At 73.0% G+C, this 26,566-nt stretch carries 22 protein-coding genes; 14 read left to right on the top strand and 8 right to left on the bottom strand.

Annotation, left to right across the window (positions count from 1 at the left end; genetic code table 11):
- The first annotated feature begins 145 nt into the window (after window positions 1–145).
- Complete coding sequence (gene uvrA / locus WMF33_RS22660) at window positions 146–3,115, top strand: excinuclease ABC subunit UvrA (RefSeq protein ID WP_437339076.1); 2,970 nt, start codon at window positions 146–148, stop codon at window positions 3,113–3,115.
- A 118-nt stretch (window positions 3,116–3,233) separates the two neighbouring features.
- On the opposite strand, the gene WMF33_RS22665 is transcribed toward uvrA, so the two are convergent.
- Window positions 3,234–3,596, bottom strand: a complete 363-nt coding sequence (locus tag WMF33_RS22665; RefSeq protein WP_020736477.1) for a TraR/DksA family transcriptional regulator — start codon at window positions 3,594–3,596, stop codon at window positions 3,234–3,236.
- Window positions 3,597–4,108: 512 nt separating this feature from the next.
- Here WMF33_RS22665 and WMF33_RS22670 point away from each other — a divergent pair.
- Together WMF33_RS22670 and WMF33_RS22675 are read left to right on the top strand one after the other, a co-directional pair.
- Window positions 4,109–5,020, top strand: a complete 912-nt coding sequence (locus WMF33_RS22670; RefSeq protein ID WP_437339077.1) for an NUDIX hydrolase — start codon at window positions 4,109–4,111, stop codon at window positions 5,018–5,020.
- A 3-nt stretch (window positions 5,021–5,023) separates the two neighbouring features.
- Complete coding sequence (locus WMF33_RS22675; protein WP_020736479.1) at window positions 5,024–5,611, top strand: response regulator; 588 nt, start codon at window positions 5,024–5,026, stop codon at window positions 5,609–5,611.
- A 40-nt stretch (window positions 5,612–5,651) separates the two neighbouring features.
- Here WMF33_RS22675 and WMF33_RS22680 read toward each other — a convergent pair whose 3' ends face one another.
- Window positions 5,652–7,448, bottom strand: a complete 1,797-nt coding sequence (locus WMF33_RS22680) for an N-acetylmuramoyl-L-alanine amidase (RefSeq protein WP_437339078.1) — start codon at window positions 7,446–7,448, stop codon at window positions 5,652–5,654.
- Between the two features lie 210 nt (window positions 7,449–7,658).
- Here WMF33_RS22680 and WMF33_RS22685 point away from each other — a divergent pair, with 210 nt between their 5' ends.
- The 5 genes from WMF33_RS22685 to WMF33_RS22705 all read left to right on the top strand — a co-directional run bounded on the left by WMF33_RS22685 (window position 7,659) and on the right by WMF33_RS22705 (window position 12,396).
- Complete coding sequence (locus WMF33_RS22685; RefSeq protein WP_437339079.1) at window positions 7,659–8,075, top strand: YbjN domain-containing protein; 417 nt, start codon at window positions 7,659–7,661, stop codon at window positions 8,073–8,075.
- Between the two features lie 127 nt (window positions 8,076–8,202).
- Window positions 8,203–9,573: a hypothetical protein gene (locus WMF33_RS22690; protein WP_437339080.1), complete on the top strand. Its 1,371-nt coding sequence runs from the start codon at window positions 8,203–8,205 to the stop codon at window positions 9,571–9,573.
- Between the two features lie 93 nt (window positions 9,574–9,666).
- The gene (locus WMF33_RS22695) at window positions 9,667–11,091 is read left to right on the top strand and encodes a hypothetical protein (RefSeq protein WP_437339081.1); all 1,425 of its coding nucleotides are present in this window, start codon (window positions 9,667–9,669) and stop codon (window positions 11,089–11,091) included.
- Window positions 11,092–11,097: 6 nt separating this feature from the next.
- Window positions 11,098–12,039 (top strand): hypothetical protein, encoded by a 942-nt coding sequence (locus WMF33_RS22700; protein ID WP_437339082.1) that lies wholly within the window; start codon window positions 11,098–11,100, stop codon window positions 12,037–12,039.
- Window positions 12,040–12,144: 105 nt separating this feature from the next.
- Window positions 12,145–12,396: a hypothetical protein gene (locus WMF33_RS22705; protein WP_437339083.1), complete on the top strand. Its 252-nt coding sequence runs from the start codon at window positions 12,145–12,147 to the stop codon at window positions 12,394–12,396.
- Window positions 12,397–12,693: 297 nt separating this feature from the next.
- Here WMF33_RS22705 and WMF33_RS22710 read toward each other — a convergent pair whose 3' ends face one another.
- The 3 genes from WMF33_RS22710 to WMF33_RS22720 all read right to left on the bottom strand — a co-directional run bounded on the left by WMF33_RS22710 (window position 12,694) and on the right by WMF33_RS22720 (window position 17,061).
- A complete protein-coding gene (locus WMF33_RS22710; RefSeq protein ID WP_437339084.1) occupies window positions 12,694–13,584 on the bottom strand; it encodes a hypothetical protein in 891 nt (296 codons plus the stop codon).
- A 549-nt stretch (window positions 13,585–14,133) separates the two neighbouring features.
- A complete protein-coding gene (locus tag WMF33_RS22715; protein ID WP_437339085.1) occupies window positions 14,134–15,171 on the bottom strand; it encodes a deoxyhypusine synthase family protein in 1,038 nt (345 codons plus the stop codon).
- 465 nt (window positions 15,172–15,636) lie between these two features.
- Entirely contained in the window at window positions 15,637–17,061 is a 1,425-nt protein-coding gene (locus WMF33_RS22720; RefSeq protein WP_437339086.1) for a sigma 54-interacting transcriptional regulator, read from the bottom strand.
- A 134-nt stretch (window positions 17,062–17,195) separates the two neighbouring features.
- Here WMF33_RS22720 and WMF33_RS22725 point away from each other — a divergent pair, with 134 nt between their 5' ends.
- Together WMF33_RS22725 and WMF33_RS22730 are read left to right on the top strand one after the other, a co-directional pair.
- Window positions 17,196–18,011 carry a hypothetical protein gene (locus WMF33_RS22725; RefSeq protein WP_437339087.1) on the top strand — a complete coding sequence of 272 codons (816 nt, stop codon included), beginning with the start codon at window positions 17,196–17,198 and terminating at the stop codon, window positions 18,009–18,011.
- 101 nt (window positions 18,012–18,112) lie between these two features.
- The gene (locus tag WMF33_RS22730) at window positions 18,113–19,336 is read left to right on the top strand and encodes a Stp1/IreP family PP2C-type Ser/Thr phosphatase (protein ID WP_437339088.1); all 1,224 of its coding nucleotides are present in this window, start codon (window positions 18,113–18,115) and stop codon (window positions 19,334–19,336) included.
- 91 nt (window positions 19,337–19,427) lie between these two features.
- Here the strand turns inward: WMF33_RS22730 and WMF33_RS22735 are convergent, their stop codons facing one another.
- Both WMF33_RS22735 and WMF33_RS22740 read right to left on the bottom strand, forming a co-directional pair.
- On the bottom strand, window positions 19,428–19,757 hold the full coding sequence (locus WMF33_RS22735) for an FKBP-type peptidyl-prolyl cis-trans isomerase (RefSeq protein ID WP_437339089.1): 330 nt from the start codon (window positions 19,755–19,757) through the stop codon (window positions 19,428–19,430).
- A gap of 118 nt (window positions 19,758–19,875) precedes the next feature.
- Window positions 19,876–20,979, bottom strand: coding sequence for a M48 family metalloprotease (locus tag WMF33_RS22740; RefSeq protein ID WP_437339090.1), 1,104 nt, complete (start codon window positions 20,977–20,979; stop codon window positions 19,876–19,878).
- 130 nt (window positions 20,980–21,109) lie between these two features.
- Between WMF33_RS22740 and WMF33_RS22745 the strand changes: the two genes are divergently transcribed.
- On the top strand, window positions 21,110–21,688 hold the full coding sequence (locus WMF33_RS22745; RefSeq protein ID WP_437339091.1) for a hypothetical protein: 579 nt from the start codon (window positions 21,110–21,112) through the stop codon (window positions 21,686–21,688).
- Window positions 21,689–21,718: 30 nt separating this feature from the next.
- Here the strand turns inward: WMF33_RS22745 and WMF33_RS22750 are convergent, their stop codons facing one another.
- On the bottom strand, window positions 21,719–22,774 hold the full coding sequence (locus WMF33_RS22750) for a hypothetical protein (protein ID WP_437339092.1): 1,056 nt from the start codon (window positions 22,772–22,774) through the stop codon (window positions 21,719–21,721).
- Between the two features lie 178 nt (window positions 22,775–22,952).
- On the opposite strand from WMF33_RS22750, the gene WMF33_RS22755 reads away from it, so the two are divergent.
- From WMF33_RS22755 to WMF33_RS22765, 3 genes are all read left to right on the top strand, one after another.
- The gene (locus tag WMF33_RS22755) at window positions 22,953–24,407 is read left to right on the top strand and encodes a serine/threonine-protein kinase (protein WP_437339093.1); all 1,455 of its coding nucleotides are present in this window, start codon (window positions 22,953–22,955) and stop codon (window positions 24,405–24,407) included.
- A 200-nt stretch (window positions 24,408–24,607) separates the two neighbouring features.
- Window positions 24,608–25,585 (top strand): pyruvate dehydrogenase (acetyl-transferring) E1 component subunit alpha, encoded by a 978-nt coding sequence (pdhA, locus tag WMF33_RS22760; RefSeq protein WP_437339094.1) that lies wholly within the window; start codon window positions 24,608–24,610, stop codon window positions 25,583–25,585.
- Window positions 25,582–26,565, top strand: a complete 984-nt coding sequence (locus WMF33_RS22765; protein ID WP_437339095.1) for a pyruvate dehydrogenase complex E1 component subunit beta — start codon at window positions 25,582–25,584, stop codon at window positions 26,563–26,565. The genes pdhA and WMF33_RS22765 overlap by 4 nt, the downstream gene beginning before the upstream one ends.
- Window position 26,566: the final 1 nt, after the last annotated feature.

Below are 26,566 nucleotides of genomic sequence, written 5' to 3' on the forward strand. Positions count from 1 at the left end.
ATCGAGCAAGCGGGAAACGCGCCGCGCCCGCCGGGAATGCGGAAAGGTACGGCGGGAGAGCGGCGGGGAAGGCAGCGGGAGAGCGGCGCGCGCGCAGGAGCGCGCCCCGCCCGCTGCCGTGTGTGATAGCTCTCCGGTTCCCCCTATGGATCGACTGGTCGTTCGAGGCGCTCGGCAGCACAACCTCAAGAACGTCAGCGTGTCGCTTCCGCGCGACCGCCTGGTGGTGATCACCGGCCCGAGCGGCTCGGGCAAATCTTCCCTGGCGTTCGACACCATCTACGCGGAGGGGCAGCGCCGCTACGTCGAGTCGCTCTCCGCGTACGCGCGGCAGTTCCTCGAGCAGCTGTCCAAGCCCGACGTGGAGTCGATCGAGGGCCTCTCGCCCGCGATCGCGATCGAGCAGCGCGCGCTGGCCAAGAGCCCGCGCTCGACCGTCGGCACGGTGACCGAGATCTCGGACTACCTCCGCCTGCTCTTCGCGCGGGTCGGCACCCCCCACTGTCCCGCGTGCGGCAAGCGGATCGAGGCCCAGACCGTGCAGCAGATCGTCGACCGCATCCTCGATTTCGGGGACAAGACGCGGGTCACGATCATGGCGCCGATCGCCCGGGGCCGCCGCGGCGAGCTGAAGCTCGACATCGAGCGGCTGCGGCGCGAGGGGTTCGTGCGCGCGCGCATCGACGGCGAGATCGTCGACCTCGGCGACGAGATCGTCCTCGACCGCACGCGCGCCCACGACCTCGACGTGGTCGTGGACCGGATCGTGGTCAAGGAGGGCATCAAGGGCCGGCTCACCGACTCGGTCGAGCTCGCCCTCAAGCTGGGCGAAGGCCGGCTGCTCGTCGACATCTCCAGCGACGGCATGAAGATCGAGCCGCTCTGGATGAGCGAGCGCTTCGCGTGCATCGACTGCGGCATCTCCCTGCCGCCGATCGAGCCGCGGATGTTCTCCTTCAACGGCCCGCACGGCGCCTGCCCCGCCTGCGACGGCATCGGCGCGAGGACGCGCATCGATCCGGACCGCGTGGTGCCCGATCCGCGGCGCACGCTCCGCGAGGGCGCCGTAGTGGCGTGGGGGCGCCGCGGCTCGCTCTCGCTCGCCACCGAGACGGAGCGGGCCGTGAGCGCGCTCGGCTGCGATCCGGACGTGCCGTGGGCGAAGCTGCCGGCGGCCGTGCGGCAGGCGATCCTCGAGGGGAGCGACGCCTCGGGCGCCGGCGGCCGGGGGAAGAAGAAGGCGGCCTACGAGGGGATCATCCCGCGGCTCGAGCGGCTCCTGAGCAGCGGCGAGCCCGCCCTCGCCGACGAGGAGGACGCCGATCCCGACGAGGACAGCGCCGCGCTCTCCGACGAGATCGGCCGCTTCGTCATCACGCGGGTGTGCGACGCCTGCGACGGCAGGCGCCTGCGCCCCGAGGCGCTCGCCGTCCGCCTCGGCGATCGCAACATCGCGGAGGTCGGCACCCTGCCGCTGCGCACGCTGCGCACCTTCCTCGAGGGGCTCATGCCGCCCAAGGACGGAGCGCCGCGGCCCCCCGGCAGCGGCGACGCCGCGGGCGAGCCGCCAGCCGACGGCGGGCTCGCGCCGCGCGAGCGCGCGATCGCCGAGCCGCTGCTCCGCGCGGTGATCGCCCGCCTCGGCTTCCTCATCGACGTCGGGCTCGACTACCTCACGCTGGATCGCTCCGCGCAGACCCTCTCCGGCGGCGAGGGGCAGCGCATCCGCCTGGCGACGCAGATCGGGGCCGCGCTCGTCGGCGTGCTCTACGTGCTCGACGAGCCCTCGGTGGGCCTGCACGCGCGCGACAACACGCGCCTGCTCGAGGCGCTCCGGCGGCTCGTGGATCTCGGCAACACCGTCGTCGTCGTCGAGCACGACCGCGACGCCATCCTCGCGGCCGACCACGTCGTGGACATGGGCCCGGGCGCGGGCGTGCACGGCGGCAACGTCGTGGCGCAGGGCACGCCGGAGGAGCTGAGCGCCGATCCCGCGTCGATCACGGGCCCCTACCTCAGCGGCAAGAAGCAGCTGGCGATCCCCACGAAACGCCGGCGCCCCGACGGGCGCTTCATCCGCGTGGCCGGCGCGCGGGCGCACAACCTCCGCAACGTGACGGCCGAGATCCCGGTCGGCCTGTTCTGCACGGTCACGGGCGTGTCCGGCTCCGGCAAGTCGAGCCTCATCGTCGACACGCTCCTGCCGGCCGCGAAGAACGAGCTGTACCGGAGCTCCGCCCCGATCGGCGCGTGCGACGGCATCGAGGGCCTCTCGCACATCGACAAGGTGATCTCGATCGATCAGGCGCCCATCGGCCGCACGCCGCGCTCCAACCCGGCGACGTACACGGGGGTCTTCGGGCTGCTCCGCGAGCTGTACGCGGGCCTCCCGGAGGCGAGGACGCGCGGGTACAAGGCGGGCCGCTTCTCGTTCAACGTGAAGGGCGGCCGCTGCGAGGCGTGCCAGGGCGACGGCGTGCTCCGGATCGAGATGCACTTCTTGCCCGACATCTTCGTCACGTGCGAGACGTGCGGGGGCCGCCGGTACAACCGCGAGACGCTCGAGGTGCTCTACCGCGGGATGTCGATCGCGGACGCGCTCGACCTCACGGTCGAGCAGGCGATCGAGCAGTTCGAGGCGCTCCCCCGCGTCCGCGAGCGGCTCGCCGCGCTCGCGCGGGTCGGCCTCGGCTACATCACGCTGGGCCAGCCCGCGACGACGCTCTCGGGCGGCGAGGCGCAGCGCGTGAAGCTCGCGCGCGAGCTCGCGCGCAAGGCCACCGGCCGCACGCTCTACGTGCTCGACGAGCCGACCACGGGCCTGCACTTCTCGGACATCGAGGTGCTCACCGCGAGCCTCATGAGCCTGCGCGACGCCGGGAACACCGTCCTCGTCATCGAGCACAACCTCGACGTCATCGCGTGCAGCGACTGGGTGATCGATCTCGGCCCCGAGGGCGGCGAGCGCGGCGGGACGATCGTCGCGGCGGGCACCCCGGAGGACGTCACCCAGGAGGAGGCGTCGTTCACCGGCGCGTACCTGCGCGAGGTGCTCGCGGCGTCCAAGCGCCGCGGCCCGCAGGCGCCGCGCGGCAAGGCGGCGGCCCGCAAATAAAAGAGCGGGCGTGGCCCCGCCCGGTCCTCGCGAGGTGGACCGGAGGCGGAGCGCACGCCCGACGGCGCGGCGGCACCACCGCGCGGAGGCCGCCGAGGCGGACCTCCGCGCGCGGCGTTCAGCCGTAGTCCTTCTCGACCCGCTCCTGGTCCTCTTTGCAGCGGATGCAGAGGGTCGTCTCGGGGCGCGCCTCGAGGCGCTTCGCCGAGATCTCCTCCTCGCACTCCTCGCACTGGCCGAACGTGCCGTCCTCGATCTTCAGGAGCGCCTTGTGGATCTTGTCGAGGAACGACTTCTCGCGGCCGCGGAGCCGGAAGGTGAACGACTGCAGGTACTCGCTCGACGCGAGGTCCATCTCGTCCGGGAGATCGTTCGCGTCGAGCATCATGTCTTCGGTCAGCGTTTGCTTGGCCTTCTTGACGATCTCGTCGCGCTTCGTCTCAAGCAGGGTCTTGAACTTTTTCAGCTGGGCCTTGTTCATAGGTCCTCTCGCGTCGAATGCGCCGTTCGGCGCCGCCGTCTGAGCTCCCTGGCGCATGCAAGCCGCGGGGCGTCGACCCCCGGGCTGCCGGAACGGGGCTTACGGCTCCGCGACATGTCCGGAGAGGCCAGATAGCCCCCCGAAATAGCGAGGCGCGGGATTCTAGGCGTGAGCGCCGTGCCCGTCAACGACGCCTCCGTCGGTGGCAGAGTTCGCCCGATGCGCGCGGCGATCACCGCTGCATCCGCCGCCGTATCGGCGCGACGGCCGCGACCGATCGCTCGCAGCGGCATCGATGTCGGGAGAGCGTGGAAAGCGCCTGCGGGAGCGCCCCGAGGTGCAGGAAAGGGCGGCGGTTTTGGCCCCAAACCCGCATGCTCACCGCAGAGCACGCCGGAAAAGAGACGCAGCGGACGGTTTGACGAAAGACAGCTCACGTGGAACAAATTTATCCCATATTGCTGGATTTCGATCAGAACCGAACCCCGATCCGACCTCGCGATGCCGCCACGGTGATCGTCCTGCGGGACGGTCGCGTGGGGGTCGAGGTGTTCTGCGTCCGCCGCCACGCGAGCTCGAGCTTCATGGGCGGCGCCGTGGTGTTCCCGGGTGGGAAGGTGGACGCGCAGGACGGCGCGGAAGTCTGGAGGGATCGGGCGACCGATCCGCCGGCGCGCGCCGCTGCGCTCGCGACGGACGCGATCGCGGCGCGCGCGCTGTGCGTGGCGGCGTGCCGCGAGACGCTGGAGGAGGGGGCGATCCTGCCGACGGATCCGCCGCTGTCCGGCGACGCGATCGATGCGGTCGCGCGGGAGCTCGCCGCCGGGACGCCGCTCGACGCGAGCCTCGAGCGGCGTGGCCTGAAGCTCGCCCTCGCGGCGCTCGTGCCGTGGGCCCGGTGGATCACCCCCGCCGCCGAGGCGCGCCGCTTCGACGCGCGCTTCTTCCTGCTGCCGCTGCCGCGCGGCCAGGTCGGGCGCCACGACGGGCACGAGACGACGATGAGCTTCTGGGCCGCGCCCTCGGAGGTGCTGGAGCGCGCCGCGCGTGGCGAGATCGTTCTCGCCCCGCCGACGTCGCGCACGCTCGAGCTGCTCTCCGCGGCCCGGGACGTGCGCAGCGCCGTGGCGCTCGCGGAACGCCAGCCGCTCCTGCCGATCTGCCCGCGCTTCGTCCCGGGCGATGGGGCCGAGCCGCCCTACCTGGCGCTGCCGGGCGACCCCTCGCACGAGGTCCGCGAGCGGCGCGTCGACGGCCCGACCCGTTATGTCCTGCGCGACGGGCGCTTCGTCGCTGAAGAATGCTGCGCACATGGATCCCCGATCCACATCAAACAGGAACGAGAGCCCAGATCCACGACGAGCTTCGACACCCCCCAGACGAATGCCCCCTCCGTGCCGGCGACGCCTGATCTCGAGGAGTGAGCCATGGAAACGAACCCGAAAGAGAACACGACGCAGCCCGAGCTGTTCACCGCGAGCGACGTCGCGCGCTTCTGTCAGGTGGACCTCAAGACCATCCACAACTGGGCGGACAAGGGGGAAATCCGCCACTTCCGCACGCCCGGACGGCACCTCCGCTTCCGGCGGCTGGACGTGCTCGATTTCCTCCGAAAGTACGGCTACCCCATCCCGGAGATCCTGCGGATGGGCAAGCCGAAGGTCGTCGTGGTCGACGACGACCCCGCCGTCCTCGCCGCCCTCCGCAAGACCCTCTCGCGGAGGTTCGACCTGACCACGTTCCAGGATCCGTTCGACGCCCTCGTCGCGGTGGGCAACCTCCAGCCCGACGCGCTCATCCTGGACGTGATGATGCCGGGGCTCGACGGCGTGCGCTGCCTGGAGCGCCTCCGGTCGATCGACTCGACCTCGCACATCCGCTGTATCGTCTACTCGAACCACGAGGAGATGAAGAAGAACGCGACCGAGGCCGGGGCCTACGACTTCATCAAGAAGGGCGAGGCCGGCGAGCTGCGCGACTCGCTCGAGCGGCTCATGGGCCTCGAGCGGGGGTGATCCCGGCGCGGGCGGCGCCTCTCTGGGCCGTCCTCGCCCTTCACTTGCCCTCGCGGTAGGCGCGGATCGCGTTCACGATGGCGTCCGCCATCTTCTGCCGGAAATCGGCGGTGGCGAGGCGCGCCTCGTCCTCGGGGTTCGAGATGAACGAGGTCTCGAACAGCGCGGCCGGCATGTCGGCGCCCGCGAGGACGAAGAAGCCCGCGCCCTTGACGCCCTGGTCCTTCGTGTCGGGGTAGCGGGGCGACAGCGAGGCGAGCGACGACCGCTGGAGGAGCTCGGCGAAGTGGCGCGAGCGGGCCGCCATGTCGCCGACGTTGAGGTTCGACAGGATCGCCGCCACCTCGCGGCGGGCCTCGGGATCGCCCGGCTCCGCGCCCTGCCCTCCCCTGGCGGCGCGGGCGGCGTTCTCGCGCGCCGCGAGCGCGGCCGACGTCGACTCGGCGTCGTGAGGCGCCGCGAGCGAGAAGGTCTGGACCCCGCGCGCGCGGCCGTTGTCGCTGGCGTTGCAGTGGATCGAGACGAACAGGTCGGCGTGGAACGCGTTCGCGCGCGCGGTGCGGAGCTCGAGCGGGACGTAGACGTCGCTGTCCCGGGTGAGGAGCGTCTCGATCTTGAGCTCGCGCGCGAGGAGCGGGGCGACGCGGTGGGCGACGTCGAGCGTCACGTCCTTCTCCTTCAGCCCGGTCGGGCCGACGGCGCCGGTGTCGTTGCCGCCGTGCCCGGGGTCGATCGCGACGCGCCGGACCTCCCGCGCGCCGCCGGGCTTGGCCTCGTCGTCGCGCACCGGCGGGCGGGTGCTCACGTCGACGACGATCCGGAACGGCTCGGGCAGGTAGAAGATCCGGCGGTACAGGTTGGCGGCGAGATCGAGGACGACGCGCGTGCCCTTCGGCTGCACGCCGACGCGCACGCGCCTGAGGACGCCGCCGACCTCGATCTCCCGCGCGACGCCGCGCGACGTCGCCCGCGCGATGTCGACGAAGATGCGCGCGTCCTTGCCGGCGGTCTCGTCCGCCGGGAGCGTGCCGACGTTGAACGTCGTCGGCGCGGAGAGCTCGATGACCACGCGCGCCCCCTTGTCCGAGCCGTGCCGCTCGATCGACGTGACCTTCACCGGGCCTGCGGGCGCCGCGGACGCCGGTGGAGCGACGACGAGATCGCCCGCGGCGTCGGCGGTCGCCTGCACCGGCGCCGCGCTCGCCGGCGCGGCGGAGGCGCCCGGCGCGAGCGCGAGCGCGAGCGCGACGCCCTCGACGCGGTGCCCCTCCTGCTCCAGGGCGCGCAGCGCGTCCCCGCTGGGCCGGTAGGCGACGGCCTGCGCCAGGGCGACCGCGATGGCGCCGAGGCACGGCGAGGGCGCGGGCGGCGCGCCGCTGGACGCCGGCGGCGAGAGGGCCGCGTAGCGCCGGGAGACCAGGTAGAGCTCGCGGTACGCGACGGCGGCGTCGCGGGCGAGCTCGCCGGCGAGCAGCGCGCGGCGGCGCTCGGCCTGGCACGCGCGCTCGAGGTGGGCCGGGTCGGCCGAGGCGCGGAAGGCGGTCGCCGCGGCGCTGTACAGCTCCATCGCCTCGCGCGCGTCGGTGGCCGCCTGATCGAGGCGGAAGAGCCGCACGCGAAGGTCGGCGGCAAGCTCCGCGAGCGCGGCGGCCGGCGCCCCGGCCTCTGCCCGCGACGACGCGATGGCGACGGCGTCGGCGAGGGCGACCGTCTCGGCGCGGGGCGGGAGCAGCGCGCCCGGATCGAGCAGCGCGGCAGCGCGCTGCTCGTCGGAGACGGCGGCGGGAGCGGCGGGCGCGCCGCCGTCGGCGCCGCACCCGAGGGTGTGCGCGGCCACTGCAAAAAGCGTGATCGCCGAGAAGGCCAGGGCGCTACGATGCGGCTGCGCTGGGGTGGTGCGCCGTGGTTTCGCCAGAGCTGCCCCGCGCGCCGAGCGAACGGCGATACGTCCCGGAGGTTTCACGTGCCCGACCTCACGCCCACTTCATCCACAGAACCCCTCTACGCGGATCGTGCGTCGGGGGAGAGGTTTGCCGACGCGACGAGCATGGTCAACGCGTATCTCGCCCGGTACGCCGCGAGCCCTCGGGGCGGGGCCGGATCGCCGGGCGGCGCGGGCGCGAGCGCGCTCGACGAGACCGGGTACGCGCAGCTCCAGCACGGGAGCGCGACGATCGGCGTCAACGTGCTCGAGGCTCAGGGGGTCCTGATGGTGTTCTCGCCGATCATGGCCGTCCCCCTGAGCGGGCGGGAGGCCTTCTACCGGCGCCTCCTGGAGCTCAGCTTCGTCGCCACCTCCGACGCGGCGTTCGCGATCGACAGGTCGCGCAACGAGGTGGTGGTGCGCTGCCTGCGGCGGCTCAGCGCGCTCGAGTACGAAGAGTTCGAGGATATCGTCACGACGGTGAGCCAGGTCGCCGACCAATGGGACGACGCGTTGCTGCGCGAGGTGCGCGGCGGATGAGCGGGTCGAGGCGCCTCCCCGGGCGTCGGGCGGCGCGCGCCCCCGCCGCCGCGCGGCGGGAGGGCGACGCGCGGATCCGTCGCGAGATTGCGGTGCGGCAGACGCGGGTGATAAGTTCCTCACCGCGATGACTGCGGGGGAGCGACCGACGACCGCGGAACCTGGTGAGCGCTCCCTCTCTGCGGAGGAAGCGGATCGGATCGCGGCGTCGATCCGGCCCTCCTGGGAGGGGTTCGACGAGCGGGGCAGCGCCCCCGGCGCTCGGGGCGACGAGCGCGGCAGCACCCCCGGCGCTCGGGGCGACGAGCGGGGCAGCGCCCCCGGCGCTCGGGGCGACGAGCGGGGCAGTGCCCCCGGCGGCCGAGGCGACGAGCGGGGCAGCGCCCCCGGCGCCCCGGCCGCGAAGCCGCCGGAGGCCGCAGCGGCGCCCCCCGCCGATGCGCCGACCGCGGGGCGTGAGCCGGCGATGGCCGCCTTCTCTGCCGCGCCGATCGGGCCCGCGGCGCGCGTGCTGGAAGCGCCGCCCGCCGGCGCCTCCGGCGTGTCCGACACCGTGATCGAGGGGGTCCCGACCATCGCCATCGGCGACGACGCGCAGGGGGCGCCGGCCGCGGAGGCCGCGCCCAAGGCTGCAGCGGGCGCTCCCGATGCTGGCGCGCAGGACAGCCCGTCTCCTCGACCGCTCGCGGATGCCCAGACGCACGGCGGCGCTGCCGGCGCCGGCGCTCCGGAGGGCGGCGCGGCGAAGCCGGGCCAGTACCTCGCGCCCGCCGGAAAGACGCGCGTGGGCGTCGGCGCGCCGGACGCGGCGGACGATGCGCCTGCGGCCGAGCGCGGCGGCGAGGCCGGCGCGCGGGCCGCTGAACCGGGGCGCCCGGAGCTGGCCCCCTCCCCTGAGCCTGAGCCGCCGTCCGCGCGGCCTGCGCGCACCCGCTCTCGCGCCGCGCGCCCGGCGACGGAGGGCGCCGGTTCGGTCGCCGCGTCCGCCGTGCGCACGGAAGACCACGATCCGATCGAGCTCCCGGTCTCCACGCCGAACAAGGCGGCGCTGCGGATCGTCATCGCCCTCGTCGGCGCGGTCTTCCTCTTCTTTGTCATCCGCGCCCTGCGTCACGACGACGCCGGCGCCGACCCCACGCCGCCCGCAGCGGAGGCGCCGTCCGCGGCGACGGCAGCGCCTCCCGCCGCCGCCGCGCAGGCGACCGACGGCCCTTCGCCCGCCGCCGCTGCCACGGAGGTCGGCGTTGTGCCGGCGCCGAGCGCCTCGGCGCCGGCGAGCCCTCCGGCCTCCGCGGCGGCGACGTCTCCCGCCGCCGCGCCGCCGTCATCCTCCGCGCCGCCGCCCGCCGCCGCGCCGCCCACCGCCGCCGCGCCGCCGGCGACGCCGGCGACCGAGCCCAAGGCAGCTCCGGCACCGAAGAAGCCTGTGCCGGCGCAGCGCGGGACCACGACCGGGGGCAACAAGGGCGGAGGCATCATCCGCGATGCCCCCTTCTGACGCGCCCCGCTTTCCGCCTCGGCAGCGAGGCTTGCTGCAGTCGTTAGTCACCTACCGCGGACGCCGACGAGGCGAAGCCCGACCTGAGGAGCCATGAAAACACGCGCCTGCGCCCCCGTTCTCCTGCTCTCGCTCTTCGCTCCTGCTGTGCTCACCGAGGCCGGGCTCACCTCCTCTCTTCTCGGCGAGCCGCTCTGCTTCGCGCAGTCGTCCGATCCCGTCACCGAGGTCGCGCGCCAGCGTTACGAGGACGGCGTCAAGGCGTATGACGCGGGTCGGTTCGAGGATGCGCGTACGGCGTTTCTTCAGGTCTACGCGCTCAAGCGTCACCCGGCCGTGCTGCTCAACCTCGGGCAGAGCGAGCTTCGCTCCAATCACCTGGAGGACGCCGGCAAGCACCTCCAGCAGTTCCTGCGCGAGCACACCACCGCGACCCCGGACCAGCGCGCCGCCGCCGAGAAGGCGCTCGCCGACGTGAAGCGGCGGACCGGCTTCATCATCGTGACGGCCGACGCGAACGGCGCGGACATCAGCGTCGACGGCGTCCTCGTCGGCAAGGCGCCCCTGCTCGATCCGGTGTTCGTGCCCCCCGGCAAGCACACCTTGTTCGCGACCTACCAGGACCGCTCGGCGACGGTCCAGGTGGATGCGAAGGTCGGGACGGCCACGCCGGCGACGCTCACCCTGGGAACGACCGGCGCGCCCGCCGCCGCCGCGCCGACGCCCGCGCCGGGGGCGCTGCCGACCACGCCGGCCCCGGGCGCGCCAGCTGGGGCCACGCCGCCGGGCACCGCGCAGCCGGCCCCCGGCTCGCCGACGCCGGGCGCGACGACCCCGAGCGCGACGACCCCGAGCGCGACGGCGCCTGGCGCGACGACGCCCGGCGCGACCGCACCCGGCGCGACGGTGCCCGGCGCAGCGGCCCCCGGTGCGACGGCGCCGAGCGCTCCGCCGGCGGCGGCGACGGGCTCCGGCGGGCTCAGCGTCTCGACGAGCAGCACGCTGGGCACGATGGGCCCGGACCAGACCTCCGGCGGCCGCGAGCCGTTCTTCCACTGGTACGCGCGCAAGCCGCTCGCCTGGGTGGGGACCGGCGTCGCGGGCGTCGGTCTGGTCATGGGGATCGTCGGCTCGGCGATCGTCGTCAACGCGCGCGGCAACGCCGACGAGGTCGGGCAGACGATCGAGGCGTACGTCGCGAGCCACGAGAGCACGATCCCCGCGAACCGCAGGTCGCAGCCCTGCGGCGCGCGCGAGGATCCCTCGGGCGACCTCCCCGGCTTCCAGACCGCGTGCGGGACCCTCCGGGATGAGCTCGACCGCTATGACGGCGCGCTCCCCTGGGCGATCACCGGGTGGGTCCTCCTCGGCGTCGGGGTCGTCGGCACCGCGACGTACGCCATGATCGATTGGTATCCCCAGAAGCAGCAGACCGCGTCGGGCGGCCCGCGCATCACGGCGATCGCGCCGTTCGTTGCGCCCGGTCAGGCCGCCCTCGGCGTCGCGGGGACCTTCTAGCCCCTCGTGGAGCTGCGATTCGACCTCTGGCACCTGGCGTTCGTGAGCCTCGTCGCGGGCCGGGCTCCGCCGAACTTTGAGGTCCTGTCCGAGGTGCGGCTCACGATCGAGCCCCAGCGCGCGGACCTCTTGCTCCTTCGACGGGTCGGCGCCGAGCGGAAGGACGACCAGGCGCTCGTGCTGCGCGCGCTCTGGGCGCGGCTCGGGCGGGTGGCGATCGTGGAGTACAAGAGCCCCGCCGAGTCGTCGTTCCGGCCCGGCGATCTGGTGCGGCTCGTGACCTATGGCGGACTGTACGAGACGGCCCACCTCGACGAGCTACCGGCGCCAGGGGACCTGACGCTGGTGCTGGTGGTCGCGTCGGTGACGCCGACGCTGCGCGATGATCTGGCGCGCAAGGGCTGGACCCTGAGCCCGCTCGGGGGCGGGTATGCGCGCATCGACGGGCCGATGTACACTACGTACCTCGCCATCACGGACGAGGTGACCGACGCGGAACGCGACGACTACCTGCGGCTCTTCAGCCGTCGGCCCGCCCAGCCGGGCGAGGCAGCGCGGTGGCTGAAGCAGTGGATGAGGGACACGAGGATGAAGCAGCCGGATATCGAGGAGCTCCCGGGGTACGAGGAGATGTTCCAGAAGCTGGTCGAGGCGATGCCCGTGGAAAAGCGGCTCGCCGGGCTCGCTCCCGAGCAGCGGCTCGCCGGGCTCGCTCCCGAGCAGCGGCTCGCCGGGCTCGCTCCCGAGCAGCGGCTCGCAGGGCTCGCTCCCGAGCAGCGGCTCGCAGGGCTCGCTCCCGAGCAGCGGCTCGCAGGGCTCGCCCCCGAGCAGGTGATCCTCGCGCTCCCGGTGGAGGTGCTGCGCATGCTCCCCGAGGAGCATCTCCAGTCGCTCCCCCCCGACGTTCAGGAAACGATCAAGAAGCGCCTCCGGGGCACCGCTCATTGACGCCCGGCTCGCGAGAGCAAGGCCCACTGAATGCGCCCTCGAGGACGACGTCGCCTGCTTGATCTCGGTGTGCGATCAGCGGCCCGCAGGATGAGGGATACGAGGATGAAGCAGCCGGACATCGAGGAGCTCCCAGAGGCCGAGGAGCTGTTCCAGAAGCTGGTCGAGGCGATGCCTGTGGAGAAGCGGCTCGCCGGCCTCACCCTCGAGCAGCGGCTCGCCGGCCTCACCCCCGAGCAGGTGATCCTCGTGCTCCCGGTGGAGGTGCTGCGCATGCTCGCCGAGGAGCATCTCCAGTCGCTCCCCCCCGACGTTCAGGAGACGATCAAGAAGCGCCTCCGGGGCACCGCCCAGTGACGCGCGGCTCGCGAGAGCAAGGCCCACTGGATGCGCCCTCGAGGACGACCTCGCCCGCTTGATCTCGGTGCGCGATCAGCGGCCCGGGGATGGTCGCATGGTCTCGTGGGACAACGGAGGGGCAGCGATACCTGATGAGCATGAGCCAGCGCATCGAGCCATCCATCGGGTCTTCCCGGCGGAGAGCCTAGCCCTGGCGGAGCGCGACCGGTTGAGTCAGGCGCTCCTGCCAGCGTGACAGCGGGGTTACGGCGCGTCCGCAGCGCTGGCACGCCGCGTTCTCGATCGGGAGTGGCTTCAGACCGGCGCGGGCTCGATGGGCTTCGGCTCGACGGGCTTCGGCTCCGTCGGCTTGGTCTCGACGGGCGCCGGCTCGTCCGGCGCGGCGGCGCTGCCGCGGCGCTTCGGGCGGAGCCTCCGCAGGGCGTTGCGGAACGAGGTGGCGCTGAAGCGGCGCTTCGCCTCGGGTATGTCCCAGCAGGCGTTGACGCCGGCAGCGCGCGCCTCGTTCCCGAGCAGCGTGGCATACGTCACGATGGAGTTGCGGAGCACCATCGCCTCTTCCCGGTTGCGCAGGCCGAGGATGCCGAGCAGGTCGCGGCCGCTCACCTCGTCGAGCAGGGCGCTGCCCTCGCGCAGGAAGTCCTCGGTGAGGCCGACGGGCGCGAGGCGGGCCTGGTGCTGCTTGGCGAGCCGGAGCAGCATGGCGAGATCGCTGGTCTCCTCGGTGAGCGTGCCGGTCGTGTTGACGTCGGCGAACTGCTCGGCGACGTCCGGCTCGAACGCGAACGCCTGGTCGGCGAACGCCTTGAGCCGCGCGCGCCACGGCCGGCTCGCCTTGATCACCTGGTCGATGGGTCGCACCTGGTAGGCGCCGGTCCGCTTGCCCTCGCCGAACCAGAGGTTCGCGGTGTCGAGCAGCTGCATGGCGCCGCGGAGCAGCGCGCGGCGCTCGGAACCGTAGGCCTTGCTCGCGAGCGCCGCCTCGTACTGGACGACGGCCAGGTAGAGGTCCCGGAGCTCCGTGAGGGTGATCGAGATGGGCTGGCTCGGCTCCATGACCTCACGGACGATGCGGTCCATCTCGGGCCGCGCGGCATCGAGGAGAGCCTGAAACTCCGCGGGGGTCGCGACCGCGCGGGTCTCCTTCAGGACGGCGTGCTGCTCTTGTGACAGTTCGATTCCCATGAACCTACCTCCAGTGGGGGTGGCGAGCGGGCAGGCGTAGCACTGCGGCAGAGCTCGCGGCCGCCCCCGGCAAGATGCGGCCGTCCGGAAGCACGGTGTCGACGCCGGGGAGCTGCGCCAGCGCGCCCGGGATGCGCACGAGCGGGCCGGGGCGCGAACCCAGCAAGCCGTGAGCGCGACCCAGCGGCCCGGGAGCACGGCCAGCGCCGCGGAGATGGCCGGGAACCGTGCCAGCACGTCCGAGGAGCCGCACCAGCACGTCCGAGGAGCCGCACCAGCACGTCCGAGGAGCCGCACCAGCACGTCCGAGGAGCCGCACCAGCACGTCCGAGGAGCCGCACCAGCACGTCCGAGGAGCCGCACCAGCAGATCCAGGGAGCTGTACCAGCACGTCCGAGGAGCCCTACCAGCAGATCCAGGGAGCTGTACCAGCAGGCCCGAGGAGCCCTACCAGCGGGTGCTGGCAGGCATCCCGGGCCTGCCGGGCAGGCGCCGGGAGCTGCTGGCAGGGCGCCGGGAGCTGCTGGGATTAAGGGAATGCGCCGACGCTCACGCGCCGCCCGCCTCGATGATGGCCCGCGCCTCGGCCGGGTGGCGCTTGCACTCGAGCAGCGCTCCGAGCAGGAGCGGCGCCACGATGGTGGCGTCCGACTCGATCACGAACATGGGCGTGTCCGCCGTCAGCTTGTCCCAGGTGATCTTCTCGTTGGGCGTGGCGCCGGAGTACGAGCCGTAGGACGTCGTCGAGTCGGAGATCTGGCAGAAGTAGGCCCAGGGCCGGGCCGGCTCGTCGAGATCGTACTTGAGCGACGGCACCACGCAGATGGGGAAGTCCCCCGCGATGCCCCCGCCGATCTGGAAGAACCCGACGCCCGCGCCCGCGCTGAGCGCGCGGTACTGATCGTACAGCGCGGCCATGTACTCGATGCCCGACTTCACGATGCTCGGGGAGCACTCGCCCCGCCTCACGTAGGACGCGAAGATGTTGCCGAAGGTCGAGTCCTCGTGGCCCGGGACCACCAGCGGCAGCCCGGCCTCCGCGGCCGCCAGCAACCAGCACTCCTCGGGCGGTCCGCGGTGGAGCGCGGGCTCGACCGCCCGGACCAGCTCGTAGAAGTACTCGTGCCAGAAGCGGCGCTCGCCGCTCGCCGTCGCCCGCTCCCACATGGGGACGATGTGCTTCTCCACCGCGCGGAAAGCCTCGTCCTCGGGGATGCTGGTGTCGGTCACGCGCCGCATCCGGTCCTCGAGGATCCGCGTATCGTCCTGCTTGGTGAAGTAACGGTAGTCGGGGAAGTCGCGGTAGCCGTCATGCGCCACGAGGCGAAACAGCGACTCCTCCAGGTTGGCGCCGGTCACCGACATGCCGTGGATCAGGCCGGCGCGGATGGCCGGCGCCAGGGTGATGCCGAGCTGGGCCGAAGACATCGCCCCGGCCACGGCCCAGAACATCTTCCCCCCGCGCTCGATGTGCTCCCAGTAGGCGAGGAGCGCGTCGCGCGTCGCGCGGGCGTTGAAATTCTTGTAGTTGCGGAGAACGAACGAAAGGAGGGGCAGCGTCGTGGACGCCGACGTCGTTCCAGACATGTTTCGCCGAGCCTCGGCGACCACGAAGGTCGTCCCGGTGGTCTCGGGTCGCGCAAGCCACCAGGGACGCGCTACGGACCGGCGCAGGCCGGGCCGCCATTGCAGCGTCGGGTGGCTTCGGGGGAACCCTAGCACGACAATCGCCTCGTCGCCTGCAGCTCGGCCCTCCCCCTGCGACGGCGTAAGCGCCGGCGGGGGGCTGTGCGCGGCGGCGCGCGGGCGGGCGCGGCGAGCACCGACCGAGGTGCCATGAGGTCCCAGCGGGCTCCACGTCTCAGGCGCGCCTTGTGTGGCGCGCAACGAAACGTCCCAGGTGGCAAGGCCCGAAGGGAGACATGCCGGGCGGTGTTCTCAGCGCAAGCTCTCCCGTCCCAGTCTTGGCGGACGGCCGAGCGCCCGCCCGCGCGCCGCCGCGCACAGCCCCCCGCCGGCGCGTGCGCGCGGAGAGAGCGCCCCGCGCCGCCCTCACCGCTCCCTCGCGGCCCGCAGCAGATCCCGCATCGTCGACCGAGGGACGTCCGCGAGCCGCGCCGCGGCGCTGATGTTGCCGCCCACCTCCTCGAAGGCGCGGAGCGCGTCCGCGGGCGTGATCTTCCGGCGGACCGGCGGCTCGCGATCGGCGAGGACGGCCGTGATGTGCTCCGGCAGCACGCGGCCGTGCGCGCGCAACGCAGCTTGAATGAGCACGTTCCGCAGCTCCCGGACGTTGCCTTGCCAGCGGTGCGCCCGCAGCGCGACGAGCGCCCCAGGGGACAATTGCCGCGGGCCGATCTCGGACGTCGCCAGCAGGTGCTCGGCGAGGAGCGGGATGTCCTCCGGCCGCTCGCGCAGCGCGGGGAGGTGGATCCGGCACACCGCGAGGCGCTCGTAGAGGTCCGCGCGGAAGCGGCGCTCGGCGACGAGCGTCTCCAGGGGCTCGCAGGTCGCGACGATGAGCCGCACATTGACCGGCGTCGACCCCTCCCCGCCCAGCGGGCGCACCACCCCCTCCTCCACGACGCGCAAGAGCTTCGCCTGGACCTCCAGCGAGAGCGCCGCGATCTCGTCGAGGAAGAGCGTGCCCTGGTTGGCCTCGACGAACGCGCCACGCCGGTCCCGATGCGCGCCGGTGAACGCGCCACGCCGGTGGCCGAACAGCTCGGACTCGGCGATGTCGCGCAGGATCGTGGCGGCGTTCAGCACCACGAACGGCCCGTCGGCCCGCGCGCTCATCGCGTGGATCGCCCGGGCGACCAGATCCTTGCCCGTGCCCGACTCGCCGCGCAGGAGCACGGGGAGCTGCAGCGGCGCCACCCGCCGCACCGTCGCGGCGAGCTGCCGCATCGGCCGCGAGCGGCCGACGAGCGACGGCAACGGCGGCCCCTCCTCGATCGGCGGCACCCGCCGCGCCGCCTCGACGCACACCGCCGTGCGGCCGATCTCGAAGCAGCCGCCGGGGACGAGCATCGCCTGCCGCACCCGCACGCCGCCGACGCGGACGCCGTTGCGCGAGTCGAGATCGGTCACCTCGATCGAGGCGCCGCGGTGCGCGACCCGGCAGTGGCGAGCGCTCACCGCGACGTCGTCGATCCTCACGTCCGCGGCCGGGGCGCTGCCCACGATGAGCTCAGCGCCCGGCCCGACCGCGATGCGCACCGGCGCGCTCCAGCCGCTCTGATCGCAGCGGAGCCACACCGTGGCGAGCGCCTCGCCATCCTCCACGAGCTCGAGCGTGGCGTCCCGGATCGACCGGGCCTCGCCGCCCTGAGCTCTCGGGCCCGGCCGATCGCCGGGCGCCCCGGCGGGCCCCCTCCGCAGCGCCGCGGCGGGCATGGCGGGCGCGGCGGGGTGAACGGGCGTGACGGGCCTGAAATCGCGATCCTCTTCGCTGCGGGTCGGTGCGTTGTCCATGGTCCAGGAGGTCTGTCGTCGGCGCGCGGGGCGCAGTTGCGTCGCTCGCCTCGCTCTCCCCGCCGCGTCGACATTCCTCGCGCCGGCCCGTCACCCCCTTTGCGCTCGGGACCGCGCTGTTCTAGAGGCCGTTCGTGGCATCGCGCTCAACAGGGTGGATCGCGTCGGCGCTCGGCGCGGCGGCAGCGGCCTGGGTGCTCTCGGCCAACCAGGCCCTCGCCCAGCCAGCAGATCGAGACACGTCGGCCGCCGTCGACGACGACGAGGAGCCCGGGCCGGAGGCCGGCGCGAAGCGCCCCGCCGGGCCGGACGAACGGAGCGGGCACGTCCTGCTCCAGGGACGCGCCGGCTACAACCTGCCGTTCGGCAGCATGGCCGCCGGCCAGCCGGTCAGCGAGAAGGTCTCGGGCGGCCTCGCGTTCGGCGCCAACGTCGGCCTCGGGCTGAGCCGCGTGACCGTCGTGGAAGCGAGCGGCTCCTACGCCCTGCTCCCCGCAGCCGCCGGCTGCGACGGCTGCTCCGGCCGGAGCCTCGATATCGGCCTCGGGTTCGTCTACCACCTCGCCCAGGGCATCGCCTTCGACCCGTGGATCAGCTACGGCGTGGGCTACCGGCGGGCCGTCCTCACATGGCAGGAGGGCTCGGCCGCGGGACCGACAGCCTCCGACCATGTATTCCATGGGCTCGACGTCGCCCGCATCGCGCTGGGCGGCGATTTCTACCCCGTGTCGAGCTTTGGCGTCGGGGTGTTCGCCGAGCTCGACGCCGGCACCTACCTCTCGCGCCCGGGCGAGCGCTCCGAGGCCACCGCCTACGGATTCTTCCAGTTCGGCCTGCGCCTCGCGCTGGATCCCGTCCCCCGAGGCGCGCGCACATCGGCCGTCTCGGCCGGTACGTCTCGGAGGATCGCCGTCCAGGCGGCCGGCTCCCCGGGGGCGGTCCGCCGGTAAAGCAGCCGGAATGTGGGCGGTCCGGGGGGCCGGACGGGTATAATCAGCCGCGAATGGGCGAGTTCAGGACGAGCAGCCGCACCCGACCCGTCGCGGCTGCCGTGACCGACGTTGGACGCCAGCGGAAGCACAACGAGGACAACGTCCTCGTGAAGTCCGATCTCGGTCTCTTCGTCGTGGCCGACGGCATGGGCGGGCACAACGCGGGCAACGTCGCCAGCGCGCTCGCGACAAAATCGCTCGACAACTTCTTCGAGGCGACCCGCGCCGGCAGCCTGCCCGGCCCCGTCCCCGCCGACGAGCAGGAGCTCGATCCCGAGGCACGGCGCGTCGTCGCGGCGATCCGCAAGGCGAACCACGATGTGTTCGTCATCTCGAACACGTACACCCAGCACCAGGGCATGGGCTCGACGGTGGTCGCCGCCTACGTGTCGCGCGAGACCGACCGGATCCACGTCGGGCACGTCGGCGACAGCCGCTGCTACCGGATCCGGCACGGCGAGATCGAGCAGCTCACGAAGGACCACTCGCTCATCAACGACGCCCTCGCGCTCAAGCCCGACCTGAGCCAGGACGAGCTGGCGAGGCTCCCGAAGAACATCATCACGCGCGCGCTCGGCATGAAGGACGCGGTGAAGGTCGACATCCGCTCGGAGCGCATCGAGCCCGGCGACGCTTTCCTGCTCTGCTCGGACGGGCTGAGCGGGATGGTCTCGGAGCAACAGATGCTCGATGTGTTCGACGTCACCCAGGACCCGCACGAGGCTTGCGAGCTCCTCATCGAGATGGCCAACGAGGCGGGCGGGACCGACAACATCTCGGCGCTGATCGTCCGCATCCTGCCGGAGGCGGAGGACGAGCGGCAGCCCGACAGCGCGGAGCTCGAGGACACCCGGCCCCACCACATCGACGAGCTCGGCGCGATTCTCCCGCCGCCGCCGGTCCGCGCGGCGCGGGCCCGGGCCGAGGAGGCCGATCTCGACGCGGCCGCCTCCTCGGGCGACGAGCGCATCGCGGCGCAGCCGATCCACTCCGTCGCGGGCAACGGCCTCCGAAGCCACGCCCAGGGCGCCGCGGGCGCGATGTCGCGCGTGGCCGCCGCGCCGTTCACGGACCGGCGCTCCCGGGCGGCCGCTGGCTCCGGCCGCTACGCGGCGGTCGCGGCCGACCCGAGGCCGGCGGCGCCCCCGGTGAAGGAAGCCCCGCCGGCGAAGCCCGCGAAGCGCCAGACCGAGGTGCGCGTCGCGCGGTGCGCGCACTGCAAGCACGAGCTCTTCATCGGCAACCGCTTCTGCGTCGAGTGCGGCGCGCCCATCAAGCCGTGAGCGGCGCGCGTCTCGTGAAGCGAGACGCGCGCGCGCCGCCCCGCGCGCCGATCGCGAGCCGCGGCCGGCGCTGCGGGGGCAACGCGGCGCATCACTTGAGCGCGAGCAGCTCGACCTCGAAGATGAGGGTCGAGTTGGGCGGGATCACGGGCGGGAAGCCGCGAGCGCCGTAGCCGAGCTCCGGCGGGATCGTCAGCTTGCGGACGCCGCCGATCTTCATGCCGGCGACCCCCTGATCCCACCCCTTGATCACCTGCCCGGCGCCCAGCTTGAACGAGAAGCCCTGGTTGCGGTCGCGCGAGCTGTCGAACTTGCTGCCGTTCGTCAGCGTGCCGACGTAGTGAACGGTCACGAGCTGGCCGTGCTTCGCCTCGGCGCCCGTCCCTTCCTTGAGGTCCTCGATCCCTAGCCCTGCTTGCATGAATGACTCCTTTCGACGCCGATGGGAGGAGCGACGCGCGGTCGCGTCAAGCCGAAGCGGCGCGCGGGCGCCCCGAGCGAGCGCTCGCGAGCGCGCAGGGGCCCGGAGAAATCGCCGGTCAGCCGCCGAAGCCGGGGAACGTGAACACCGGCGTGCCGCCGGTCAGCCGCCAGGTGTTCGCGGTCTGCTGCACGACGGGCTGGCGCAGCGCCGGGTGCGGGTGCGTCTGCTCGAAGGCGAACAGGATCGCGGCCGGGGTGAGCTGATCGAGCGACGCGAAGAAACCGAGCGTGAGCATCGCGCCCCCCTCGGTCCACCGGTATCCCTGCCGCCGCGCGCCGGCGGAGAGCAGGTTGTTCACGCCCGCGACGTCCGCGGCGATCTCGTTCGGCTGGTTGAAGACGGGGAGCGCGCGCGACAGCATCCGCCCGAGATCCGCGGGCGTGACGCCGCGGCTGCCGCCCTGCCCGTTCGCGCAGCCCGTGTGGCCGAGGTGGTGGTGGCCGAGCTCGTGGCCGAGCACGAACGCGAGCTGCTCCTGGTAGAGCTGGCGCTGCCGCTCGACCTTGCGCGCGTCGGTGTGCTGCGCGGGGTCGATGAAGCCCATCGGCGGCCGGATGATCGGCTGCCCGGGCCGCTGCCGCTGCGCGAGCATCCGCAAGAACTCGTCGAGCTTCCTCGTCCCGAAGATCTCGTCGGTCGCCTTGAACTGCGCGATCTGCGCCTGCACCTCGAGCAGCCCGTCGGTGATCGCCATGAACGGCATCCGCTGGTCGTCGCAGCCGGCGAACGCGTTCACCTCGCCGACCGTCGGATCGGCGATGAAGGGGATGCCCTTCACCTTCTGCTGCGCGCCCGACGGCAGCGCGCCGATCAGCGCGCCCATGACGACGCCGGCCTCGGACTGCAGCCAGCCGATGTTGATGTCGTTGATGGGGTCGCCGAGCACCGGCAGCCCGGGCACCGTGGGCACGGAGAAGGTCGGCGCCGGCGCGGGCCCGGTCTGCGCCGGCGGGTAGCCGGGCTGCTGCTGCGGGTAGCCGGGCTGCTGCTGCGGGTAGCCGGGCTGCTGCTGCGGGTAGCCCTGCGGGGGCGCGCCGTACGGAGGGTAGCCCTGGCCGTACGTAGGCTGTGACGGAGGCCGGCGCGAGCTGCTCCGCTGACAGCCTGCGACGAGGCCGAGAGCCAGAGCGAGGGCGCCGATCGATCGAAGCAGGTTCATCGCCCGCGAGCATAGCGCACGGAGCGGGCGTCAACCTGCGCTCCGGCGCGCGCAGGATCCCAGCGCGGCGCGGCTCGCGCGCCGCGGTGAGCCGAAAGCCGCGGCCCGGGCGTCAGGCGCAGGAGGACCGATGAACAGAATCCGAGCCTGGTCTGTGGCCGCCGCCCCCCTGTGGATCAGCGCCGTCGCGCTCGCGGGGTGCGGCGGCGCCTCCGTCGCGCATGCGCCCGCGGCGCCGGAGCCGGCCGGCACCGCCGCCTCCGCGGCGCCGCGCGAGGAGGGCTCCATCGAGACGGCCGACGACGCGCTCGCGGCGCTCGAGCGCGCGGAAGGCGAGCTCGACCAGGCCCTCGGCGTACCGGCCGCTCACGAGGAGGATCGCGCCGCGGCGCAGGCAGCGCCGCCGCCGCCGGCAGCGGCGCCGTCGCCGCCGCGCGCGGCGCCCGCGGAGGCCCCCGGCAGCGCCGCGCCGTCGACGCGCGCGACGACCACGGCCGGCGGGCACCCGTCCAAGAAGGCCGAGGCCGCGCCGGTGTCCGCGGCGCCGTGCGAGACCGCGTGCCGCGCGCTCGCGTCGATGAGCCGCGCCGCGCAGCACCTCTGCGGGCTGGCCGGCGACGCGGACGCGCGGTGCGACGCCGCGCGCACCCGCGTCAAGAGCGCGACCGACCGCGTCGAGGCGCGGTGCCCGCGCTGCGCCGAGCCCTAGGACGCCGGACGGCCCTCCGCCCGGACGGCATCAGGGCCCCGGCGCGAGGAGCTGGAGCAGCCGCACGTTCTTGTACATCTCCCCCAGCGAGCCCGCCGCCGCCTGGCCGGCCTTCGCCAGCCGATCGAGCTCCTCGGGCCGCACGTCCACCTGCACCGTGAGCCGGGCCGCGGCCGGATCCACCGCGAGCGTCGCGCGCTTCGCGACCTCGGCGAGCGCCGCGCCGGGCTCCGGGCCGACGAGCGCCTTCAGCGCGTCCACGTTCGCGCGCTTCTCCTCCAGGAGCTTCCGGAGCTCCTCGGCCGCGTCGGCCGACGCGGCGTCGATCGCGACGGTCGCCGAGAGGCCCCCCTTCGTCGAGACGCCGACCGTGACGGCGCGCGGGCCGGTCGACCCGGTGAGGATCGCCCGGAGGCTCGGCTTGCTCTCGGCGAGCAGGGCGACGCCCAGGAGGGGGCGATCCCACCCGATGTGCGCGAGGCGCGAGGTGACCTCTTCCCGGCTCGCCAGCGACGCGTCCGCCTCCTCGGCGTCGATGCTCGCGCGGAGGTCGGGCTCGGCGCCGTACAGCAGGATCGAGCCGTCGCGCACGGCGATCGCGTCCTCGCCGGCGCGGAGCAGGTACTTCACGCCCTTGTACTCCGCCTGGACGTAGCTGTGCTCCGCGAGGCGCGCCGCGAGCTTCCGCTCGTCGAAGCGCCCGCGCGCGACCACGAGCGAGGGGGAGAGGACCAGCTTGTCGACGTCGAACCCGAGATCGATGCCCGTCGCCTTCTTGATGTCGTCGCGGGTGCGCTCGACGTGCTGCCGCACCGCGCCGCCCTCCTCGCCGAGCGCCTTCAGATCGAGCTGGTGCGGGTCGACGATCACCACGCCGGGAGCGCTGCCGTGGACATACTCGAGCAGCGACTCGTCCTTCGGGAACGTGGCCGCGCGGAGGTGCGCCAGCCCGAAGCCGAGGAGGCCGGTCTGCTGGGCGAGGACGACGGCGAACACGAGGGCGAGGAGCACGATGTACTTGGCCTTGCCTCGCTTCTTGGGTGCTCCGGCGGCTCGGGCCGGCTTCGACGCGCTCTCGGTGCTCATCTGTACTCGCTGCGCCCTCGCTGGATACCGCGTGCCGCCGGGCCCTGCGGGAACCGCCGCCGCAAGCGCCTCGAGCGCCGCCCGTCGACCTGGAGCGCGCCGCGGCAGAGCATAACCGGAAGCGGGACGCCGGCCAGGCCTTCCGCCGGGGCCGCTGGACGGATAGAAACGACGCGACGTGCCTCGATCCTCGTCCCCCGATGGCGGCCACGGCGCGCTCGCACCGCCGAGCGACGGCGCCGTGCTGCCCGCCGCCCTCGGCCGCTACCACGTGCAGCGCCTCCTCGGCGAGGGGGCGATGGGGCGCGTGCTGCTCGCGCACGATCCGGTGCTCGATCGCGACGTCGCGCTGAAGCACCTGCGGGACGATCTCCGCATCCCGCGCGACGTCCGCGAGCAGCTCGTCGTGCGGATGCGCCACGAGGCGCGCGCCGCCGCCCGCGTGACCCACCCGAACCTGGTCACGCTCCACGACGTCGGCGAGGACCCGGATTTCGGGCTCTACCTCGTCTTCGAGTACGTCGAGGGGCCGACGCTGAAGCAGCACCTCCTCGAGCGCCCGCTCTCGGCCGCGCAGGCGGCGCGGCTGGCGCGCGAGCTCGGCGAGGCGCTCACGATCGCGCACCGCGCCGGCATCGTCCACCGCGACATCAAGCCGGAGAACATCATCCTCTCCGCGAACGGCGGCAAGATCGCCGACTTCGGGATCGCCAGGATCCCGGACTCGACGCTGACGCACCAGGGGGGGCTCATGGGCACGCCCGCGTACAGCGCGCCGGAGACGTTCCGCGCCGGGAAGTTCTCGCCCGAGAGCGATCAGTTCTCGCTCGCGGCCGTGATGTACGAGGCGATCTCCGGCAGGCGCGCGTTCCCGGGCGACGACGCGGTCTCGGTCGCGTCGAAGATCGCGAGCGACGATCCTCCGCCGATCGCGCAGGAGGTCGGCGCGCCGCCGTCGCTCGATCAGGTGCTCGCGCGCGGCCTGTCGAAGCGGCCCGAGGACAGGTACCCGAGCTGCGACGCGTTCGGCGCCGCGTTCGCCGACAGCCTGGAGTGGGCGGCCTCGAGCCAGCTGCCGAGGCGCATGCTGGAGGGCCCCGCCGCCGCGACGGCGGCGCTGTCCACGGAGCCGGGCGCCGTGCGCGCGGATCCGCTCGGCGACGACTTCCCTCCCCGCGAGCGGAAGATGGGTCAGGTCGTCCTCGGCGCGGCGGTGGTCGTAGCGACGGCCGTCCTGCTCGTCCGCACGGCGATGCGATCGACGGACGCGCCGATCGAGGAGCCCCCCGCGCAGGCGGCGCCGGCCGCGTCGTCCGCGGCGCCGCGGCCGAGCGCCGTCCCCTCGGCGCGGCCTGCGCGCCCGAAGCACGGGGCCGCCGAGACCTCTCTGCCCGCCGCGTCATCATCATCGTCCACGCCGCGCGCGACGGGCAGCGCGGAGCCCAGCGCGAGCCCGCCGGACAGCGACCCGAGCCGGCCCGCGTCGGTCACCCTCCCCGAGGACGAGCACGGCGCGGACGCAGGGACGCCGGAGCCCGAGGTCGACGACCTCGACGCGCCGGAGACCACCGACACCGAGCCGGACCCACCCGACGCGCCCGACGCTGGAGCGGCCGATGCTGCTGCGCGTTGAACGGCAGAGATCGCGGTGGCGTTGTCACGAGGAAAAAACTCACCTAAAGGAGCCCGGGTAAGCGGCGTCGCTGTCCGGAACGGCTCGACGTCGAGCGCCTCGTCGGGTCCCTCGCGGGCCCCGGCATGTCGCCCACGATCACGCCGACCGCCGCGCTGACGACCGTCTGGAACGCTGTTCTGCCCCTTGAGATCCCCGCGATGACTACCCTGACAAACGGCGACGATCTCCATCTGTCGCTCTACCGAAAGATGTTTCAGATACGCCGCTTCGAGGAAGAAGCGGCCCGTGCGTACGCGCAGAGCAAGATCGGCGGGTTCCTTCACCTGTACATCGGTCAGGAGCCCATCGCCGTCGGCGCCTCCGCGGCGCTCCGCCCTGACGACTACGTGATGACGACCTACCGGGATCACGGCCTCGCCCTCGCCCGCGGGATGACCGCGCGCGCCGCGATGGCGGAGCTCTACGGCAAGGTCACCGGGTGCTCGAAGGGGCTCGGCGGCTCGATGCACTTCTTCGACAAAGAGCACAACATGCTCGGCGGCTACGGCATCGTCGGCGGCCACATCCCCATCGCCGTCGGGACCGCGTTCGCGTCGAAGTACCGCGGCGAGGACCGGGTCTCGATGGTGTTCTTCGGCGAGGGGGCGGTGAGCATCGGCGACTTCCACGAGGGCATGTCCCTCGCGGCGCTCTGGAAGCTGCCGATCGTGTTCGTCTGCGAGAACAACGAGTACGCGATGGGGACGCCGCTCTCCCGCACGCTCTCGGTCGAGGACGTCTCGCTGAAGGCGCTCGCCTACGGGATGGAGCGCGATCGCTTCAACTCCGAGCACGTCCTCCAGGTGCGCGATCGCCTCGGCGAGGCCATCGAGCGGGCGCGCAAGCACTCGGAGCCGACGCTGGTCGAGATCAGGACGTACCGCTTCCGGGGCCACTCGATGAGCGATCCGGGCAAGTACCGGACGAAGGAGGAGCTCGAGGAGCGCAAGAAGAAGGACGTGCTCCTGCGCTCGCGCGTCGAGCTCGAGGAGAAGGGGCACAAGGACGCCCTCGAGGCGATCGAGAAGGAGGTCGAAGAGGAGATCGCCGACGCGGTCCGCTTCGCCGAGGAGAGCCCCGAACCCGGGCCCGAGGTGCTCGAGCCCACAACCTATGCAGGACCTTTTGCGCGATGACCGTCCTAAGATTCCGGGAGGCGGTTCGCGCCGCCATGATCGAGGAAATGGAGCGCGACGAGCGGGTGTACCTCGTCGGCGAGGAGGTCGGGCACTACCAGGGCGCCTATAAGGTGACCGAGGGGATGCTCGAGAAGTTCGGCGCGAAGCGCGTGATCGACGCGCCGATCACCGAGAGCGGGTTCACCGGCATCTCGATCGGCGCCGCGATGGTCGGGCTGCGGCCGATCGTCGAGTACATGACGTGGAACTTCTCCGCCGTCGCGTTCGATCAGATCCTCAACAACGCGGCGAAGCTCCGGCAGATGTCCGGCGGGCAGCTCAGCATCCCGCTCGTGCTGCGGGCGCCGAACGGCTCGGCGCGGCAGGTCGGGTCGCAGCACTCGCACTCGATGGAGCACTTCTACGCGCACATCCCCGGCCTCAAGGTGCTCGCGCCCGCGATGCCGGCCGACGCGAAGGGGCTCCTCAAGTCGGCGATCCGGGACGACAACCCGGTGCTCTTCATGGAGAGCGAGACGCTCTACGGCGTGAAGGGCGAGGTGCCCGACGACCCCGACTTCATCGTGCCGCTCGGGGTCGCCTCGATCCCGCGCGAGGGGACCGACGTCACGATCATCGCGTGGAGCCGGATGGTGCACGTGGCGCTCGAGGCGGCCGCGGAGCTCGAGAAGGAGGGCATCAGCGCGGAGATCGTGGACCTGCGATCGCTGCGCCCGCTCGACGAGGAGACGATCGTGAAGAGCGTCACGAAGACGCACCGCGCGGTCGTGGCGCACGAGGGGTGGCCGTACGGCGGCGTCGGCGCCGAGGTCGCCGATCGCATCCAGCGGCTCGCGTTCGACGAGCTGGACGCGCCCGTCCTGCGCGCGACGACGCTCGACGTCCCGATGCCCTACAACGCACGGCTGGAGCAGTACGTGATCCCGCAGGCGGCGCGGATCATCGAAAACGTTCACCGCGTTCTCTACAAAAGCTGAC

It is taken from the genome of Sorangium sp. So ce394 (assembly GCF_051474665.1).
GTDB lineage: Bacteria > Myxococcota_A > Polyangia > Polyangiales > Polyangiaceae > Sorangium > Sorangium cellulosum_D.

What these genes read in the sequence shown, in the direction of transcription:
- uvrA (WP_437339076.1), top strand. Translation starts at nt 146, where the DNA reads ATGGATCGACTGGTCGTTCGAGGCGCTCGGCAGCACAACCTCAAGAAC.
- WMF33_RS22665 (WP_020736477.1), bottom strand. Translation starts at nt 3,596, where the DNA reads ATGAACAAGGCCCAGCTGAAAAAGTTCAAGACCCTGCTTGAGACGAAG.
- WMF33_RS22675 (WP_020736479.1), top strand. Translation starts at nt 5,024, where the DNA reads ATGGAAACGAACCCGAAAGAGAACACGACGCAGCCCGAGCTGTTCACC.
- WMF33_RS22685 (WP_437339079.1), top strand. Translation starts at nt 7,659, where the DNA reads ATGGTCAACGCGTATCTCGCCCGGTACGCCGCGAGCCCTCGGGGCGGG.
- WMF33_RS22690 (WP_437339080.1), top strand. Translation starts at nt 8,203, where the DNA reads ATGACTGCGGGGGAGCGACCGACGACCGCGGAACCTGGTGAGCGCTCC.
- WMF33_RS22695 (WP_437339081.1), top strand. Translation starts at nt 9,667, where the DNA reads ATGAAAACACGCGCCTGCGCCCCCGTTCTCCTGCTCTCGCTCTTCGCT.
- WMF33_RS22705 (WP_437339083.1), top strand. Translation starts at nt 12,145, where the DNA reads ATGAAGCAGCCGGACATCGAGGAGCTCCCAGAGGCCGAGGAGCTGTTC.
- WMF33_RS22710 (WP_437339084.1), bottom strand. Translation starts at nt 13,584, where the DNA reads ATGGGAATCGAACTGTCACAAGAGCAGCACGCCGTCCTGAAGGAGACC.
- WMF33_RS22715 (WP_437339085.1), bottom strand. Translation starts at nt 15,171, where the DNA reads ATGTCTGGAACGACGTCGGCGTCCACGACGCTGCCCCTCCTTTCGTTC.
- WMF33_RS22720 (WP_437339086.1), bottom strand. Translation starts at nt 17,061, where the DNA reads ATGGACAACGCACCGACCCGCAGCGAAGAGGATCGCGATTTCAGGCCC.
- WMF33_RS22735 (WP_437339089.1), bottom strand. Translation starts at nt 19,757, where the DNA reads ATGCAAGCAGGGCTAGGGATCGAGGACCTCAAGGAAGGGACGGGCGCC.
- WMF33_RS22740 (WP_437339090.1), bottom strand. Translation starts at nt 20,979, where the DNA reads ATGAACCTGCTTCGATCGATCGGCGCCCTCGCTCTGGCTCTCGGCCTC.
- WMF33_RS22745 (WP_437339091.1), top strand. Translation starts at nt 21,110, where the DNA reads ATGAACAGAATCCGAGCCTGGTCTGTGGCCGCCGCCCCCCTGTGGATC.
- WMF33_RS22750 (WP_437339092.1), bottom strand. Translation starts at nt 22,774, where the DNA reads ATGAGCACCGAGAGCGCGTCGAAGCCGGCCCGAGCCGCCGGAGCACCC.
- pdhA (WP_437339094.1), top strand. Translation starts at nt 24,608, where the DNA reads ATGACTACCCTGACAAACGGCGACGATCTCCATCTGTCGCTCTACCGA.
- WMF33_RS22765 (WP_437339095.1), top strand. Translation starts at nt 25,582, where the DNA reads ATGACCGTCCTAAGATTCCGGGAGGCGGTTCGCGCCGCCATGATCGAG.